The following is a 15,133-nucleotide window of genomic DNA, read 5'->3' as shown; positions in this document are numbered from 1 at the left end:
TGGAACTTGAATATTTATTTCGATACGAATTACACGGTTCGTAAAATCTATTAGTTTCAAAAAAAGATGTGCAAAGTAGGTGTGATTTTAAAATTGGAAAAAATTTTAGTAACAGGTGGGGCCGGATTTATTGGTTCTAATTTAGTAGATAAGCTTGTACAAAAAGATTGTGAAGTTTATGTTGTAGATGATTTGTCAATGGGAAAGCGTAGCAATTTACCTCGTTCTGAACATGTTCATTTTTTTCAAAGATCAATTATTGACTTTGACTTTATGGAAAAATTATTAGTGAGAGAGCAGTTTGAATATATATTTTTGATGGCAGCTGTTGCTAGCGTAGCTGATACAGTTGTTCATCCATATAGTACACATCGCGTTAATCAAGATGCGGATGTTTTTTTGCTAGAAGTAATCAGGAAAAATAATTTAAAACCGAAAAAAGTTTTATTCACGTCATCGGCTGCTGTTTATGGCGATGATCCACAACTTCCTAAAGGCGAGATGAGTCGTATTAATCCATTGTCACCATATGCGATTGATAAGTATGCTACAGAACGTTTCGTTATTAATTATGGAAAGCTGTATGGCATAAATACTGTTGCCACACGCTTTTTTAATGTATATGGACCGAAACAGAATCCTAAATCACCATATTCAGGAGTCCTATCGATCATTGCGGACTGTTTGTCATCGGGAAGCCCGTTCAATGTTTTTGGTGATGGAGAGCAAACGAGAGATTTTGTGTATATTGATGATGTTGTTGCAGCATTGATGCTACTTATTCGTTCTGAGAATACTAATGGATATGTCTATAACGTTGCTACTGGAATTAGTACAGATTTGAACGAAGTAATTAGTATTTTTGAAAAAGTGAGTGAAAAAAAGCTTACTGTTGTGCATAAAGATCCACGAAAAGGTGATATCAAATACTCAGTAGCAGATGTCACACGATTGAGTAATCTGGGATATGAGGCGATGGTACCTATCACTGTAGGATTACGTCGGTATTGGAATTTCTTATAGGAGTTGAACTGGCATGGAACATAGAACAGAAGCGTTTAGTTTTGGTAGTATAAGAGCAATTAAAAGTGATTACATTCCGGTTAAAAGGTTACTAGATATAATAGCTGCAATTATTTTATTTATTGTGACTTTACCGATAGTTTTTGTCGCAATGGTTGCAATTAGAATTGAGACACCTGGTAGTGTGTTTTACACGCAAGATAGAGTAGGTCTTGGCGGTAAAATTATTCGAATTAGGAAGTTAAGATCCATGTACCAGAATGCAGAAAAAAAGTCGGGAGCAAAATGGGCTGATAAAGAAGACTCCCGGGTTACTAAGGTTGGTCGTTTCATAAGGAAGGTTAGAATTGACGAATTGCCTCAGTTAGTATCAGTAATTAAGGGAGATATGAGTCTAATTGGTCCTCGTCCAGAAAGACCAGAGTTTACTGAAGAATTTGCACACGAGTATCCTGGGTTTGAGCAACGTTTGCGAATAAAGCCTGGTCTGAGCGGTTATGCCCAGGTAAATGGTGGATATGATATTAATCCAGGCCAAAAGGCTAAATTGGATAGATATTATATTGATCACTTTGGCTTTTCTATGGATTTTTATGTATTTTGGGCGACTATAAAAGTTGTGTTTACAGGTGACGGTGCGAGATAGGAAGAAGAATAATAAGTGGTAGTAATTGAGAATTTAGAGCGGGCAACACCAAGCCAAATGAAGGCTCTACAAAATAAAGAGCTTGAAATATTAAAATACTTAAAAAAGATTTGTGTTGCAAATAATCTAAAGTTTTTTCTTGGTGGAGGAAGTAGTATTGGGGCGATACGACATGGCGGTTTTATTCCCTGGGATGACGACGTTGATGTGTTTATGCCCCGAGAAGATTATGAAAAATTGTATGCTAACTGGCGGGACTATTCTGAAAGCACAAAATATAGTCTATGTCGATCAGACAGTGAGCATAACTATAGACATGCAGCAATGACAATTAATGATGATCAAACCACTTTTATTAATTTTCGGACCAAAGAAGAAGATGTCAATCAGGGGATCGCGGTTGATATCATTCCAATGGACCATCTGGCAGATGGTTTTGTTGCGCGAACATGCCAACGTTTGAATGCAATTGTTTTTTCGATTTTTATCAATCAAAGATTGCCAGAGAATCAGGGGAAACTTCTTCACTTTTTGACGTGGCTTCCATTAGCACTAATCAGAAGTAATAAGCTAAGGTATAAAATTTGGCGTGGATGCGAAAAGAGAATGGTAAGATACTCTAAAATAGGAACACCGAAAATGGTAGAACTAGTGACCGGTCTTTCTGCAATTTATCGACCACTTGAATCTTCGTGGTTTGAGACAACCATTGATAAGAAATTTGAAGATACAAAAATGCCTGTTCCAGTTGGTTACGATAATTATTTAAAATTGATATTTGGAAACTATATGGAACTTCCTGATCCTAAAAAAAGAAAAGCAAAACATCACACAGCACTTATTGATACGAATAACTCATACATGATTTACAAGGGTAAATACTACTTAGATAAAAAGAAATAGGTGATAGTAAATGAATTATGCCATCGTTTTTGCTGGTGGGGTGGGTAGAAGAATGAATAATGGCGCACTTCCCAAGCAATTTTTAGAGCTAAATAACAAACCGATCATTATATATACATTGGAACAATTCGAGATGAACAATAATGTAGATGGAATTATTGTTGTTTGTGTCAGTGGTTGGAAAGAATATTTGCGAAAAAAAATTGATTTATTTGGTTTGAAAAAAGTCAAAAAGATTTTAACAGGTGGTTCTTCGGCGCTGGAATCACAATTTGTCGGTGTAAGATATATCAAAGAGAATCTAGTTGTGAATGGTAAGGATACGTATGTTTTGTTGCATGATGGGGTTAGGCCATTAGTGGATCAAGAGACTATCAACAGTAATATTAAAGACGTTAAAATTTATGGATCTGCTATTACTGTTGTGCCGGCTATTGAAACAATTGCAATTAGTTCTACAAATAGTAAAATTTCTAAGCTGTTGAATAGAGACGATTGTCTTATGGCACGTGCGCCTCAAAGTTACAGGCTGGACAAACTTTGGCGTACATATTTAGAGGCAAAAAATGATGAGAATCTTAGTTTTATAGATTCAGCAACAATGATGCAAACGTATGGTTGTGAATTGCATACTGTTTTAGGTAAAACAAACAATATAAAGGTGACGACACCAGTTGACTTTTATATTTTTAAGGCAATTATGGATGCCAGGATGAATGAACAAGTATTTGGAGGATAGAGAGAATGCAAACAATGTTAGCAAAAGATATTGACTATATTATTTGTCATGATCTTCATTTAATTGAAAAATTCAGAGGTAAGTGCATTCTAATTACTGGAGCTACAGGATTGGTGGGGCACGTCTTAGTTCGGACATTTATAGAGGCTAATAGTAAACTAAAGTTAGATGTTTCTATTATTGCATTGGTGAGAAATAAAAATAAAGTAGACGAACTTTATGGCGATTTAAGTGAAAATTCGAAAGTACGTTTTATTTTTCAAGATGTTAGAGAACCTTTTAAAGACAAGATAGAAAAGGTGGATTTTATCTATCATGCGGCTGCAGTGACAGATTCATTGGGGTTGATTGAGCATCCAATTGAGGCCTTTGAAACACAATTGATAGGTTTTCGAAATGTTTTGGAACTCGCGGAACTTCAGAAAGCAAAAGTGGTATATTTATCTTCGATGGAAATTTATGGTCAGCCGTTTGTTGAAGGCCTATCGCATGAAAAAGATTTGGGGTATGTTGACCCATTAGTGATCAGAAATGGTTATCCAGAGGCTAAAAGAGCATGTGAATTTTTGGGAAACGCGTATTCAAGTGAACGTGGGATTTCAGTTGTTAGTGCGAGGTTAGCTCAGACCTTTGGACCAGGTGTTTCAGTAAAGGACAGTCGAGTATTTGCTCAGTTTATAAGAAGCTCTTTAAGTGGTAGCCCGTTGGTCTTACATACAGATGGTAGTTCACAAGGAAATTATTGCTATCTGAGAGATACTATTGAAGCATTGCTGTTGGTTATGATGGAGGGGGTAACTGGCAATGCTTATAATGTTGTGAACGAAGAGACTAATGTTTCTATAAAGCAGTTAGCAATGTTAATTGCTAATGAGTATGGAAATGGCAAGGTGGAAATTGATATTCCTAAAAATTCAATGGGATATGCTCCTAAAGTGAATTTACATTTGAGCTCAGATAAGTTGCGAAAGCTTGGATGGAAGCCAACACTTGGGTTAAAAGAAATGATTGCAAGAACAATAGAGAGTTTTAAGGAAGTTGAAGCATAGAGAGGAAGACATATGGTAACAGTTGTGGTAATGATGTCATCTTATAATGGTGAATTCTATATTTCACAGCAGATGAGGAGTATTTTAGACCAGAAGGGTGTTAATGTTGAAATTTTAATTCGTGATGATGGATCTCATGATAAGACTCTAGCTGTGTTAGATAAATTTAGTAGGTTGGATAATGTAACGGTCATATCAGGCCATAATATTGGTTGGAGAAAGAGCTTTATGACACTTTTGGAAAAAGTAAGATTTAGCTCCGAAGTGTACTATGCATTTTCAGATCAAGATGATATTTGGAAGGCAGACAAGTTAATGACAGCGGTTGGGATGTTGAAAAAAAATATTCCAATGGTTTACCACTCAAATGTAACAACAATGACGGATAATGAAACAGTTATCGGAAATAGGTTTTCACAAGATTTCGAACCATCTTTAAAAATGCCGGAATGTTTTCTTAATGGGTATGGAGTGGGCGCCACGATGGTTTTCAATAGTCAAATGTTGAGCTTATTAAGGAAACACAGAGTCACACAGGAAACTAACCATGACGCATATGTTATGGCACTTGGAAACTTAATGGGTGGGGTGGTGTATGATAAAAGATCACATATCCTTTATAGAAGACATGCGGGTACGGCTACGGGGTTTGGAAAAAGTGAAAGTGTAAATGCTCCAACACTTTGGGTGAGATATAAACGGTACAAAAAGAATCCTAAAAATGTATTCTCGCATAGAGCTGAACAAATCTTGGATGGGTATAGTGATGAGTTAAGTGATAGGGATAAGAAATTGTTACATCTAATTGCAGGGTATAAGTCTAATTTTCTATATAGGCTTGAGTTGTTTTTTAGTCCAAAATTTAAAGCAACAGGCTTTAGAAAAACATTGCAGATAAAATACAGAGTAGGAGCTGGAACCCTGTAATTAAAAAAATAGGTTATCTGGCGTATGATTCGAGTTCTACAGTATTCTTCAGATGTTTTGAGTTGAAGCTCGTTACTTGACTTATAAATGGCATTGCGCGTTATGAACACACTTTGGTTGGCATTTTGTGAGCAGGGGGGAAAGTATGTTATTTATCTTTTCTGAATTATTTCAATTGCTGTATCAATTAGTTGAAAAGCGATCAAAATTAGTTGGACTGTTTGGTATATTGATATTGGGTTATTTAGCAGGCTCAGCAGACCCTGCTACTACATCTGATTATGACACGTATCAAATGGTCTATTCTAATTCTAATAACGGATTGTATTTTGAGCGTGGATACAGTTATTTGAGTTCCTTTTTTTTTAATAGAGGATGGAGTTATTTAGACTTTAGGGTTCTCTTCTGTATACTTGCATCAATTATATTATATATTGGCGTCGTACGATTTACGTCAAATGTAGCTATCTTCGTTTTCTTGTATGGAATAACTGCTTTTTTTATTGATGCTACGCAGGTTAGAAACTTTATGATGGTATCATTAGTGATTTTGGGATCATCTTTTTTAATTAGACTAAATCTTAAAAATTGTATGATTTCTGTTTTCTTTATTTTATTAGCGGCAGAATTTCAATCGATTGGTTACGTTTTTTTATTGATAGTCTTACTAAGAGTTCTTTCTAAGACCTTATCCCCAAAAGCATATAAGTATAGTTTGGTGGCTGTCTTTGCGTTGACCGCATTTATAATGTTAATGGTTCTTATAATGGGAACAGGTAAATTTATTAATATACTCACAAAAATGAGTATTTTGATTGGTAGTAGAGGGAATCTAGCTGATAAAATATCAGGACAATATACATACGGTACCACTATTAGGAAACTTTTTTTGATTTTATTTACCAGTTTTCTAGGCTTACTGACTACGTTTAGATTGCGTGGTGGATTATTATCTGATTCCTTCATGGACGAGAAGTTAAGCGTGTTATATACGGGTGCTACCATGACGTTCCTATGTGTGCCCTTACTTTTTCTGGCAGTGGATTATTCTAGAATTCAAAGGGCAGGATTTTTATTTGTAATATTATCTATTGCAATATTTTCAGAAAACAAGAGAATGTATAAAAATAAATGGATTTTAACGAGTTTAATAATACTAACGTGTTTGGTTAGTATGTTCACCTACAATTATATCTGGGGTGATGACTTTATTCGAACAATACCATATTTGATGAAAATTGTTAGGTAATTTGTTTTGTAATTCTTCAGTGCCAGCCTCCAGATATGGTGTAAAAGTATTCGTTTCATTCTGCAGATCGTAGTAAGGCGATTTATGGTTAATTATCGTACAGAAGGTTATATAGATTGGAAGCTTCGAACGATATCACTAAATAAAGTTGAGCTTGATTTGAATGGTAGTACGAAATTTTAAACCCAATATTTACAAGTAGGGTACAGACCAATGTGTCTGCGTTTTTGCCAGTAATAAGGGGTGTTTTGTTCCGTTCAATGTAATTAAATAAGCTGCTGGATTTCAGCTTCATCTATTGTGATAATTCATTGAAGAGATTAAAAACAAGGCTCTAGTAGACTAAGATTTAAAAGAGGGAGTAGCTTTTGAAGAAAATCGCAGTTATTATGTCAACCTACAATGGAGAAAAATTTATTGCAGAGCAAATAGAAAGTCTTCTTAATCAGGACCTTGATACTAGTAAATATGCATTAAGTATTTATTGTAGAGATGATGGTTCAAGCGATCAAACAAGAAAAATCTTAGATGATTATGCTAATAATTACGAGAATATCAAAGTACTTGAAGAGAAGAATGAAATGAATCTAGGGGTACAACTGTCTTTTTTGACTCTTTTAAAAAAGACAGTTGCGGATTATTACTTTTTCTGCGATCAAGACGATGTTTGGCATCCTAGTAAGATACGATGCTTTTTAGATGAGTTTAATCGCGCGGATGAAACAAAGCCATGTGGAGTCTATTCTGATTTGAATATTGTTGATTCAAATAATAAAGATACCGGGAATACAATGATGGGGTTAAATGGGTGGGGATATAATGAAGTTAGAGATTTGGCCTTCCTTACTTTCAAATCAAGAGTAACTGGAGCTGCATTTGCAATTAATAAGGATCTCCGTGATATGGCTATTAAAGTGAAAGACAAACAATTTAAAAAGATAAGGATGCATGACTCATTCTGTGCTCTTATTGCAGTTAGTTACGATAACTTACGCTTTTTACCTGATACAACTGTCAACTATCGTCAGCATGGAGACAATGTACTTGGAGCAAAAACAAAACGCCATCCTGTTACTGATATCAAATATAGAAGACGTGCAATGCAGCGATGTTTCACGGATCTCTCTATCATGAAATCGGTTATTGATATTAATGAAGTCACAAGGAAAAATCAAAAGATATTAACGTCTGCTCTTAGTTTTTGGAAAACCAATAATCCCGTCTCTAAGGCACTACTAATTGTGCGTGATTATAAATCTTTTTGGCGATTTGTGGAATTAAAAATATTGATTTTCTTGGTAGTATTTTACTAGATGGGGGTTGTAAAGGTTATGAAGATAAACTTTGTCTTACCTGAGAATGGTAATAAGCCTATTGGCGGATTTAAGGTAGTGTTCCAGTATGCAAATGAATTAGTTAAAAGAGGAAATTCTGTTTCGATAAGTTTTCTGAACAATTTATACCCGGAACGAGTGTCTAATCTGCGGGCTTGGATTTCGCGAGAAAGGAAGAGAATCACACATGGTCAAAGTACAAAACTCAATTGGTTTAAATTAGATTCAAGAGTGGAATTGCATTTTAATGTTATTTTTGAATCAGACTTTCCGAAAGCGGATGTGATTGTGGCAACGGCGGTGCAAACGGCCCCAGTCGTTGCTAATTTGGATGCGAGTTATGGAAACAAGTTTTATTTTATTCAAAATTATGAAACATGGGCATATGATGACGTAAATCGTGTGAATAATACGTTTAAACTACCACTAACTAAAATTGTAATTTCAAAGTGGTTGGATGACGTGGTGAATACGTATACAGATGATAAGATATATTTTGTGCCTAACTTTTTAGATGAAAAGGTATTTTACGACAGTCAAGGTGTTGAGGCAAGGGAGAACATAGTTTCCATGCTTTTTCATAAATTACCGGAAAAGAATGTTGCATTTGGGTTGAAAGTCTTAAGCGCAGTTAAAAAGGAAATTCCTGATTTGCATGTAAAGTTATTTGGAGTATTTGATAAGCCAGATAACCTGCCGGATTATATCACCTATTATCAGATGCCAACTCAAGAAGCACTTAGAAATGATATTTATGGAAAATCAAAAGTATACTTATTGCCCTCACTATTGGAGGGGTGGTGCTTAACTGGGATGGAAGCGATGGCATCGGGAGCTGCTTTAGTTTCTAGCAGGATTGGAGGAGTGTTGGATTACGCAAAAGATAAGAGCAATGCACTTTTAGTTGATCCAAATAATTTAGATGATTTTAAGGACAGTATTGTTTCGTTATTAGAAAAAGATAGTTTGAGGGTCAAATTAGCTAATAAGGCTGAAGAAGACTTGCATAAGTTTAATATTAAGAATTCTTCTGATTTATTAGAAAAGGTGTTTAACGGAGAAGAGTAATATGCATAGAAAATTGTCTAGAACACATGCTGCGGTGCTAAATAGTAGCATAGCTAGTCTGGGTCAAATATTAACATTAGTTGCACAATTTATTGCCCGGACATTTTTCATACATGTGCTTGGGCAAAAATTTCTAGGACTAAATGGATTATTTGTGAATGTATTAAGCTTTCTTAACTTTGCTGAGTTGGGAATTGGTTCCGCAGTGACCTTCGCATTATATGAGCCACTTGCTAGTAATAATCATGGCCAAATTGCAGCTTTAATGGTACATTTCAAACGATGGTACAGGTACATTGCCTTGGTAGTTTTTTTGGGTGGATTATGCGTCATGCCATTTTTACCCCATCTAATACACGATCAATCGACCAATTTTGTGAATATCTATATCGCATTTGCGTTGTCATTATCTAGTACTGTTGCATCATATCTGGTTAGTTATAAAAGAACACTATTGATAGCTAATCAGCAAGGGTATTTAAATACTTTGAATACAGTTGGATATAGTTTGATTCAACAAATTCTTCAAATTGTGGGCCTATTATTATACTCAAGCTATTATTTGTATTTAATCATTCAATTGATCTTTATGATTATTTCAAATTTGCGAGTTTCAAGAGTCGTTGATAGGCTCTATCCATATCTTTTGGATTATCCGTCTGAAAGAATTGACAAGTCAACAATGAACTTTTTTAAGAAAAATGTGCTGGGTATGCTATCTGCAAAAGCTGGTGGCATTGTGGTTAATGGAACGGATAACATCTTGTTGTCTTATTTTGTAGGACTAACTTCGGTTGGGGTGTACTCAAACTACACATTGATAATAACGGGACTCACGAATGTTTTAAATCAGGCTGTTTCTGCAGTTGCTTCCTCAATTGGAAACTTAGCAGTAGTTGAAAAGAGTAAAACTCGAAAAGTTAAAGTATTTTATAAATATTATTTTTTAAGTGCATTATTGATTTTCTTTGCGGCAATTGGATTTACAGCGTTTTCGTCTACGTTTGTACGATATTGGGTAGGGGAAAGGTACGTTTACACACAATTGCCGTTACTGCTCATTGCTTTTAATTTTTATCTGCAAGGACTGCGGCAACCAATAATAACCTATACCAATGCGTATGGACTATATTGGTATGAACGATATAAACCGATTCTTGAATCAATTGTGAATTTATTTATTTCGGTTTTGTTATTGTGTACCACTAATTTGGAAGTGTCGGCAGTTCTTATCGGAACAATATCGAGTAACGTATTGGTTAATTTATGGTGGGAACCGCTAATTGTGTTTAGATGGGGACTTCGAGACAAACTATCAAGATTTATGCTCTTAAACATATTGTATGTCATCATTGGGTTAGTTACTCTTGTCGGTGTTTCCTATATCGTGAGTGTTATTAATTATGATAAGATTTTCCTGAGTATAGCTGTAACATTGGGATGTGAATTTGTTGGAATTGTACTGCTGATAGTTATAACCAACTTTTTCTGGCCAGGATTAATTAAGTTTAGTGAGTTCAAAAAAAAGTTATTAAAATAGGAGGAAGAATATATGAAAGGTATTATTTTAGCTGGAGGCTCAGGAACGAGGTTATATCCGATTACTCGTGCAATTTCAAAACAGCTAATTCCAATATATGATAAGCCAATGATTTACTATCCAATGTCAACCATAATGCTCGCTGGGATTCAAGATATACTTATTATATCAACTAAGGCTGATACACCTAGATTTAAAGGATTGTTTGGCGATGGTAGTAATCTTGGACTGAATATTTCATACAAAGTTCAAAGTGAACCTAATGGTTTAGCGGAAGCTTTCATCCTTGGTAAAGAGTTCATAGGTAACGATTCTGTTTGTCTGATTTTGGGAGACAATATTTATTATGGTGGTGGTTTATCAAAGCTCCTTCAGCAAGCTAGTCAGAAGGAGAGAGGGGCGACGGTTTTTGGCTATCACGTAAACGATCCGGAGCGCTTTGGCGTTGTTGATTTTGACGAGAATATGCATGCTAAATCAATTGTTGAAAAGCCTAAGCATCCAGCAAGTAATTATGCCGTTACTGGTATGTATTTTTACGACAATCAAGTTGTAGATATTGCTGAACATCTCCAGCCGTCTGCTAGGGGTGAGCTGGAGATCACGGATATTAATAAGGTTTATCTTGAGAGAGATGAGCTTGATGTGCAACTTATGGGGCGTGGTTTTGCTTGGTTGGATACGGGTACTCATGACTCACTTCAAGAAGCAAGTAGTTTCATTGCCACGGTTCAGAAACGTCAAAACTTGAAGATTGCTTGTCTGGAGGAAGTCGCTTACCGGATGGGTTATATTGATGCAGATAAGGTTTATGAGTTGGCCCAGCCACTGAAGAAAAATGATTACGGACAGTATTTGCTTAGACTAATTGGGAGGGAATAGTTATGGGAAAATTAAAAGTAACGACAACAAAATTGCAAGATGTAAAGATTATTGAACCAGCAGTTTTTGGTGATAAGCGAGGATTCTTTACAGAGACTTACTCTGATCGCGATTTAAAAAAGGCTGGAATTGACTTTGACTTTATTCAAGACAACCAGTCCTTGTCAGCTGATGCGGGTGTTCTACGTGGCCTTCACTTTCAACGTGGAAAGGCAGCTCAAACTAAGTTGATCCGGGTTGTCACTGGTGCAGTGTTAGATTTGATTGTCGACGTTCGTGCAGGTTCACCTACATACAAGCAATGGGAAGGCTACATTATTTCTGAAAGTAACCATCGTCAATTGCTAGTTCCTAAGGGATTTGCTCATGGGTTTGTGACTTTGACAGATAACGTTAACTTCCTGTACAAATGTGACAATTACTATGATGCTGAAGCCGACGGTGGCTTCTCGTTTAAGACGCCTGAATTGGGGATTCAATGGCCAATTGATTTTGACCAAGCGATTACATCCGAAAAAGATGCGAACCAACCAACATTTACTGAATTCGAAAAGAATAATCCGTTTGTTTACGGCGAAATCTAGGGAGGATTAGCATGAAGAACTTAATTGTTACCGGTGGTGCTGGTTTTATCGGGTCTAACTTCGTTCATTACGTTGTTGAGAATCATCCGGAAGTGCATGTTACGGTTTTGGATAAACTAACGTATGCCGGGAACCGAGCTAACCTAGCGGGTTTACCTGAAGACAGAGTTGAATTAGTCGTTGGTGATATTTGCGATACATCGTTGGTCGACAAATTAGTTCAGAAGGCGGATGCGGTTGTACACTACGCTGCTGAGAGCCATAACGATAATTCCCTAATTGATCCCTCGCCATTTATTCAAACGAATATCGTGGGAACTTATACGTTAATTCAGGCTTGTCGTAAGTATGATGTGCGATTCCACCATGTTTCAACTGATGAGGTCTATGGGGATTTGCCGCTTCGTGAGGACCTTCCTGGACATGGAGAGGGCGTTGGTGAGAAGTTTACGCCGGATAGCCCCTATCGGCCTAGTAGCCCTTATTCTTCATCTAAAGCCAGCTCAGATTTGTTAGTTCGAGCGTGGGTTCGTTCGTTTGGCCTTAAAGCGACAATTTCAAATTGTTCCAACAATTATGGTCCTTACCAACACATTGAGAAGTTCATTCCACGACAAATTACTAATATTTTAAGTGGTATTCGTCCCAAGCTGTATGGTTCAGGAAAGAATGTTCGTGACTGGATTCATACGAATGATCACTCACGAGCTGTCTGGACTATTTTGACGAAAGGCAAGATTGGCGAGACTTACCTGATTGGTGCAGATGGTGAAAAAGACAATAAGACTGTTCTTGAGCTGATCTTGAAGTTAATGGGTCAACCAAAAGATGCTTACGATCACGTCAAGGACCGGCCAGGCCATGACTTAAGATATGCGATTGATTCTACAAAGTTGCGGACTGAGTTAGGTTGGCAACCAGAATTCACTGATTTTGAAAAAGGACTCCAGCACACAATCGACTGGTACCGAGGTCATGAAGATTGGTGGAAGGCTGAAAAGGCTGAGGTCGAGGCTAAGTATGCTGAAAATGGCCAATAAAGAATGGCGAGGATATATTAGATGAAAATTTTAATAACGGGAGCTAATGGTCAATTAGGTACCGAATTACGACATTTGCTCGATTCAAAAGGAATCACTTATCTAGCCGCAGGTTCAGCGCAGTTAGATATTACGGACGTTGAAGCAGTGGATAGTTACTTCGAACGCGAAAAGCCAGAGCTAGTTTATGATTGTGCGGCTTATACGGCTGTTGATGCAGCCGAAGACGAACCTGGAAAGACTGTTAATAAGCTTGTGAATGTTAACGGTACCCGTAACCTAGCCAATGCTACAGAACGAGTAGGGGCAACCTTAGTTTATATTAGTACGGATTATGTTTTTGATGGGACCAATTCCGGTATGTACACAGAAGCTGATTTGGCGAACCCTAAAAACCAATATGGGTTAGCTAAATATCAGGGTGAACAAGCGGTTCAGCAAATTATGAGTAAGTACTATATTATTCGAACTTCATGGGTGTTCGGCGAGTATGGGAAAAACTTTGTCTACACGATGCTGAAACTAGCCGAGACACACGAAGAGTTATCGGTTGTAAATGATCAAGTAGGTCGTCCGACTTGGACTAAGACTTTGGCAGAGTTTATGAATTACGTCATTGAGAATCAGGTTGAATATGGACTTTATCAATTGTCGAATGATAATTCTTGCTCTTGGTTTGAATTTGCCAGTGAGATTTTAAAGGATCAATACGTTACGATTCATCCGGTAGATTCTTCTCAGTTTCCACAGAAAGCGTACCGGCCTAAACATTCTGTGATGAGTTTGGAAAAAGTAAAAGCAACTGACTTCCATGTGATTACTTGGCAGGAGGCTTTACAAAAGTTCTTAAAAAACCTGTAAATCCTTAATTACATCGGATATACATTCTTGATTGACAGATTGCTTATACTTTTAGGGGTAGGAAAGGACGGTTAACAAAGATGCAACGTAGAAGAAAGCGGCACACTTTACGTAATACAATAATTTTAATTATTTTGTTACTGCTAGTTGGTGGCGCAGCATATGGTATGTCTCGTTACCGTAACGTAAAAAATTCAGTAAACAGTTCCTTTAAGGCCTCAGGGCTGACTAAAGAACGAGATGTGAATAAACAATTGAATGACAAAAAACCAGTGTCAATTTTGTTGTTAGGTACAGATACTGGGGCCCTGGGTAGAAATTATCGAGGACGGACGGACAGCATGATGATTATTACCTTAAATCCATCAACTAATAAAACAACAATTACGAGCGTTCCCCGTGATACGGCCGTTAGTATCCCTAGTTACACCAAGGAAGCTCCGTCCAAGATTAATGCCGCTTATGCCTGGGGACAGTCGAAGACAACGATTAAGACCGTTCAACAAATGCTCAACGTTCCAATTGATTTTTATGCATTGGTGAATATGGGTGGAATGAAGAAAGTCATTGATAAGGTCGGTGGTGTCGATATTACGCCAACACTATCTTTCAAGTACTCAGGCTATACCTTTAAAAAAGGTCAAAAAACCCATATGGATGGTAAGAAAGCCTTGGCGTATTCTCGAATGAGATATGATGATCCTAAAGGTGACTACGGTCGTCAGACGCGTCAACGTTCGGTCTTAACCGCATTGGTTCATCAGAGCGGCTCAATTTCAACGCTGCTCAACCAAAGCTTCATTGATTCCATTTCAGCACAAACCCAGACTGATTTAACCTTTGATGATTTGACCAAGTTGGCTAAGAATTATCGTTCCGCAACGAAGACGACTAAGGAAACTCATCTTCAAGGGACTGGTAAGGAACTTAACGATCAGAGTATGGAAGTTATGAAGAAGTCTGAATTGCAACGGGTCACGAACTTCATTCGTAATGGTTTAGGACTGTCCTATAAGAAGACCGGGACTATCGCGACATTTACCGATACGAGTAAGTCAAGTAGCAGTTCTACTAGTCAGACAAACTCAACTTCTAGCAGTAGTGACAGCTACGGGTATGGCTATTAATCGTTATAAGATATTCTGCTTCGTTGACTACGGTTGATGATGTGGTGAGGGGCTTAGTTCGTTTAGAACTGAGCTTTTTTGATAGGAAGATGGAATGGACGCAAAGTGGTGTTGACGGATTTTCTCCATCAACACCATTTTGCTAAAGCAATAAATTTGAT

15 protein-coding genes are annotated in these 15,133 nt (G+C 37.0%); all 15 read left to right on the top strand.

Annotated elements, in window-relative coordinates; all coding sequences use genetic code 11:
* Positions 1 to 93: 93 nt before the first annotated feature.
* The 15 genes from HEQ50_RS03515 to HEQ50_RS03445 all read left to right on the top strand — a co-directional run bounded on the left by HEQ50_RS03515 (position 94) and on the right by HEQ50_RS03445 (position 14,972).
* Positions 94 to 1,023: an NAD-dependent epimerase/dehydratase family protein gene (locus tag HEQ50_RS03515; RefSeq protein WP_168899151.1), complete on the top strand. Its 930-nt coding sequence runs from the start codon at positions 94 to 96 to the stop codon at positions 1,021 to 1,023.
* A gap of 13 nt (positions 1,024 to 1,036) precedes the next feature.
* Positions 1,037 to 1,669 carry a sugar transferase gene (locus HEQ50_RS03510; RefSeq protein ID WP_168899150.1) on the top strand — a complete coding sequence of 211 codons (633 nt, stop codon included), beginning with the start codon at positions 1,037 to 1,039 and terminating at the stop codon, positions 1,667 to 1,669.
* 15 nt (positions 1,670 to 1,684) lie between these two features.
* On the top strand, positions 1,685 to 2,572 hold the full coding sequence (locus HEQ50_RS03505; RefSeq protein WP_168899149.1) for a LicD family protein: 888 nt from the start codon (positions 1,685 to 1,687) through the stop codon (positions 2,570 to 2,572).
* A gap of 10 nt (positions 2,573 to 2,582) precedes the next feature.
* Positions 2,583 to 3,311, top strand: coding sequence for a 2-C-methyl-D-erythritol 4-phosphate cytidylyltransferase (locus tag HEQ50_RS03500; RefSeq protein WP_168899148.1), 729 nt, complete (start codon positions 2,583 to 2,585; stop codon positions 3,309 to 3,311).
* Positions 3,312 to 3,316: 5 nt separating this feature from the next.
* The gene (locus HEQ50_RS03495) at positions 3,317 to 4,360 is read left to right on the top strand and encodes an NAD(P)-dependent oxidoreductase (protein ID WP_168899147.1); all 1,044 of its coding nucleotides are present in this window, start codon (positions 3,317 to 3,319) and stop codon (positions 4,358 to 4,360) included.
* A gap of 12 nt (positions 4,361 to 4,372) precedes the next feature.
* Positions 4,373 to 5,287, top strand: coding sequence for a glycosyltransferase (locus tag HEQ50_RS03490; protein WP_168899146.1), 915 nt, complete (start codon positions 4,373 to 4,375; stop codon positions 5,285 to 5,287).
* A 145-nt stretch (positions 5,288 to 5,432) separates the two neighbouring features.
* Positions 5,433 to 6,536, top strand: a complete 1,104-nt coding sequence (locus HEQ50_RS03485; RefSeq protein WP_168899145.1) for an EpsG family protein — start codon at positions 5,433 to 5,435, stop codon at positions 6,534 to 6,536.
* A 368-nt stretch (positions 6,537 to 6,904) separates the two neighbouring features.
* The gene (locus tag HEQ50_RS03480; protein WP_168899144.1) at positions 6,905 to 7,849 is read left to right on the top strand and encodes a glycosyltransferase family 2 protein; all 945 of its coding nucleotides are present in this window, start codon (positions 6,905 to 6,907) and stop codon (positions 7,847 to 7,849) included.
* 18 nt (positions 7,850 to 7,867) lie between these two features.
* Positions 7,868 to 8,938, top strand: coding sequence for a glycosyltransferase family 4 protein (locus HEQ50_RS03475; protein ID WP_168899143.1), 1,071 nt, complete (start codon positions 7,868 to 7,870; stop codon positions 8,936 to 8,938).
* 1 nt (position 8,939) lies between these two features.
* Positions 8,940 to 10,478 carry a lipopolysaccharide biosynthesis protein gene (locus tag HEQ50_RS03470; RefSeq protein ID WP_168899142.1) on the top strand — a complete coding sequence of 513 codons (1,539 nt, stop codon included), beginning with the start codon at positions 8,940 to 8,942 and terminating at the stop codon, positions 10,476 to 10,478.
* Between the two features lie 12 nt (positions 10,479 to 10,490).
* Positions 10,491 to 11,360 (top strand): glucose-1-phosphate thymidylyltransferase RfbA, encoded by an 870-nt coding sequence (gene rfbA / locus HEQ50_RS03465; protein WP_168899141.1) that lies wholly within the window; start codon positions 10,491 to 10,493, stop codon positions 11,358 to 11,360.
* A 2-nt stretch (positions 11,361 to 11,362) separates the two neighbouring features.
* Positions 11,363 to 11,944: a dTDP-4-dehydrorhamnose 3,5-epimerase gene (rfbC, locus tag HEQ50_RS03460; RefSeq protein ID WP_168899140.1), complete on the top strand. Its 582-nt coding sequence runs from the start codon at positions 11,363 to 11,365 to the stop codon at positions 11,942 to 11,944.
* 11 nt (positions 11,945 to 11,955) lie between these two features.
* Positions 11,956 to 12,984, top strand: coding sequence for a dTDP-glucose 4,6-dehydratase (rfbB, locus tag HEQ50_RS03455; RefSeq protein ID WP_168899139.1), 1,029 nt, complete (start codon positions 11,956 to 11,958; stop codon positions 12,982 to 12,984).
* A gap of 21 nt (positions 12,985 to 13,005) precedes the next feature.
* Complete coding sequence (rfbD, locus tag HEQ50_RS03450) at positions 13,006 to 13,845, top strand: dTDP-4-dehydrorhamnose reductase (RefSeq protein ID WP_168899138.1); 840 nt, start codon at positions 13,006 to 13,008, stop codon at positions 13,843 to 13,845.
* Positions 13,846 to 13,925: 80 nt separating this feature from the next.
* Positions 13,926 to 14,972, top strand: a complete 1,047-nt coding sequence (locus tag HEQ50_RS03445; RefSeq protein WP_168899137.1) for an LCP family protein — start codon at positions 13,926 to 13,928, stop codon at positions 14,970 to 14,972.
* Positions 14,973 to 15,133 lie beyond the last annotated feature (161 nt).

The organism is Lactobacillus sp. HBUAS51381 (assembly GCF_012641095.1).
Lineage (GTDB): Bacteria > Bacillota > Bacilli > Lactobacillales > Lactobacillaceae > Levilactobacillus.
The sequence above is the reverse complement of the archived record's forward strand: the minus strand, read 5'-3'. Positions and strand labels throughout refer to the sequence as shown.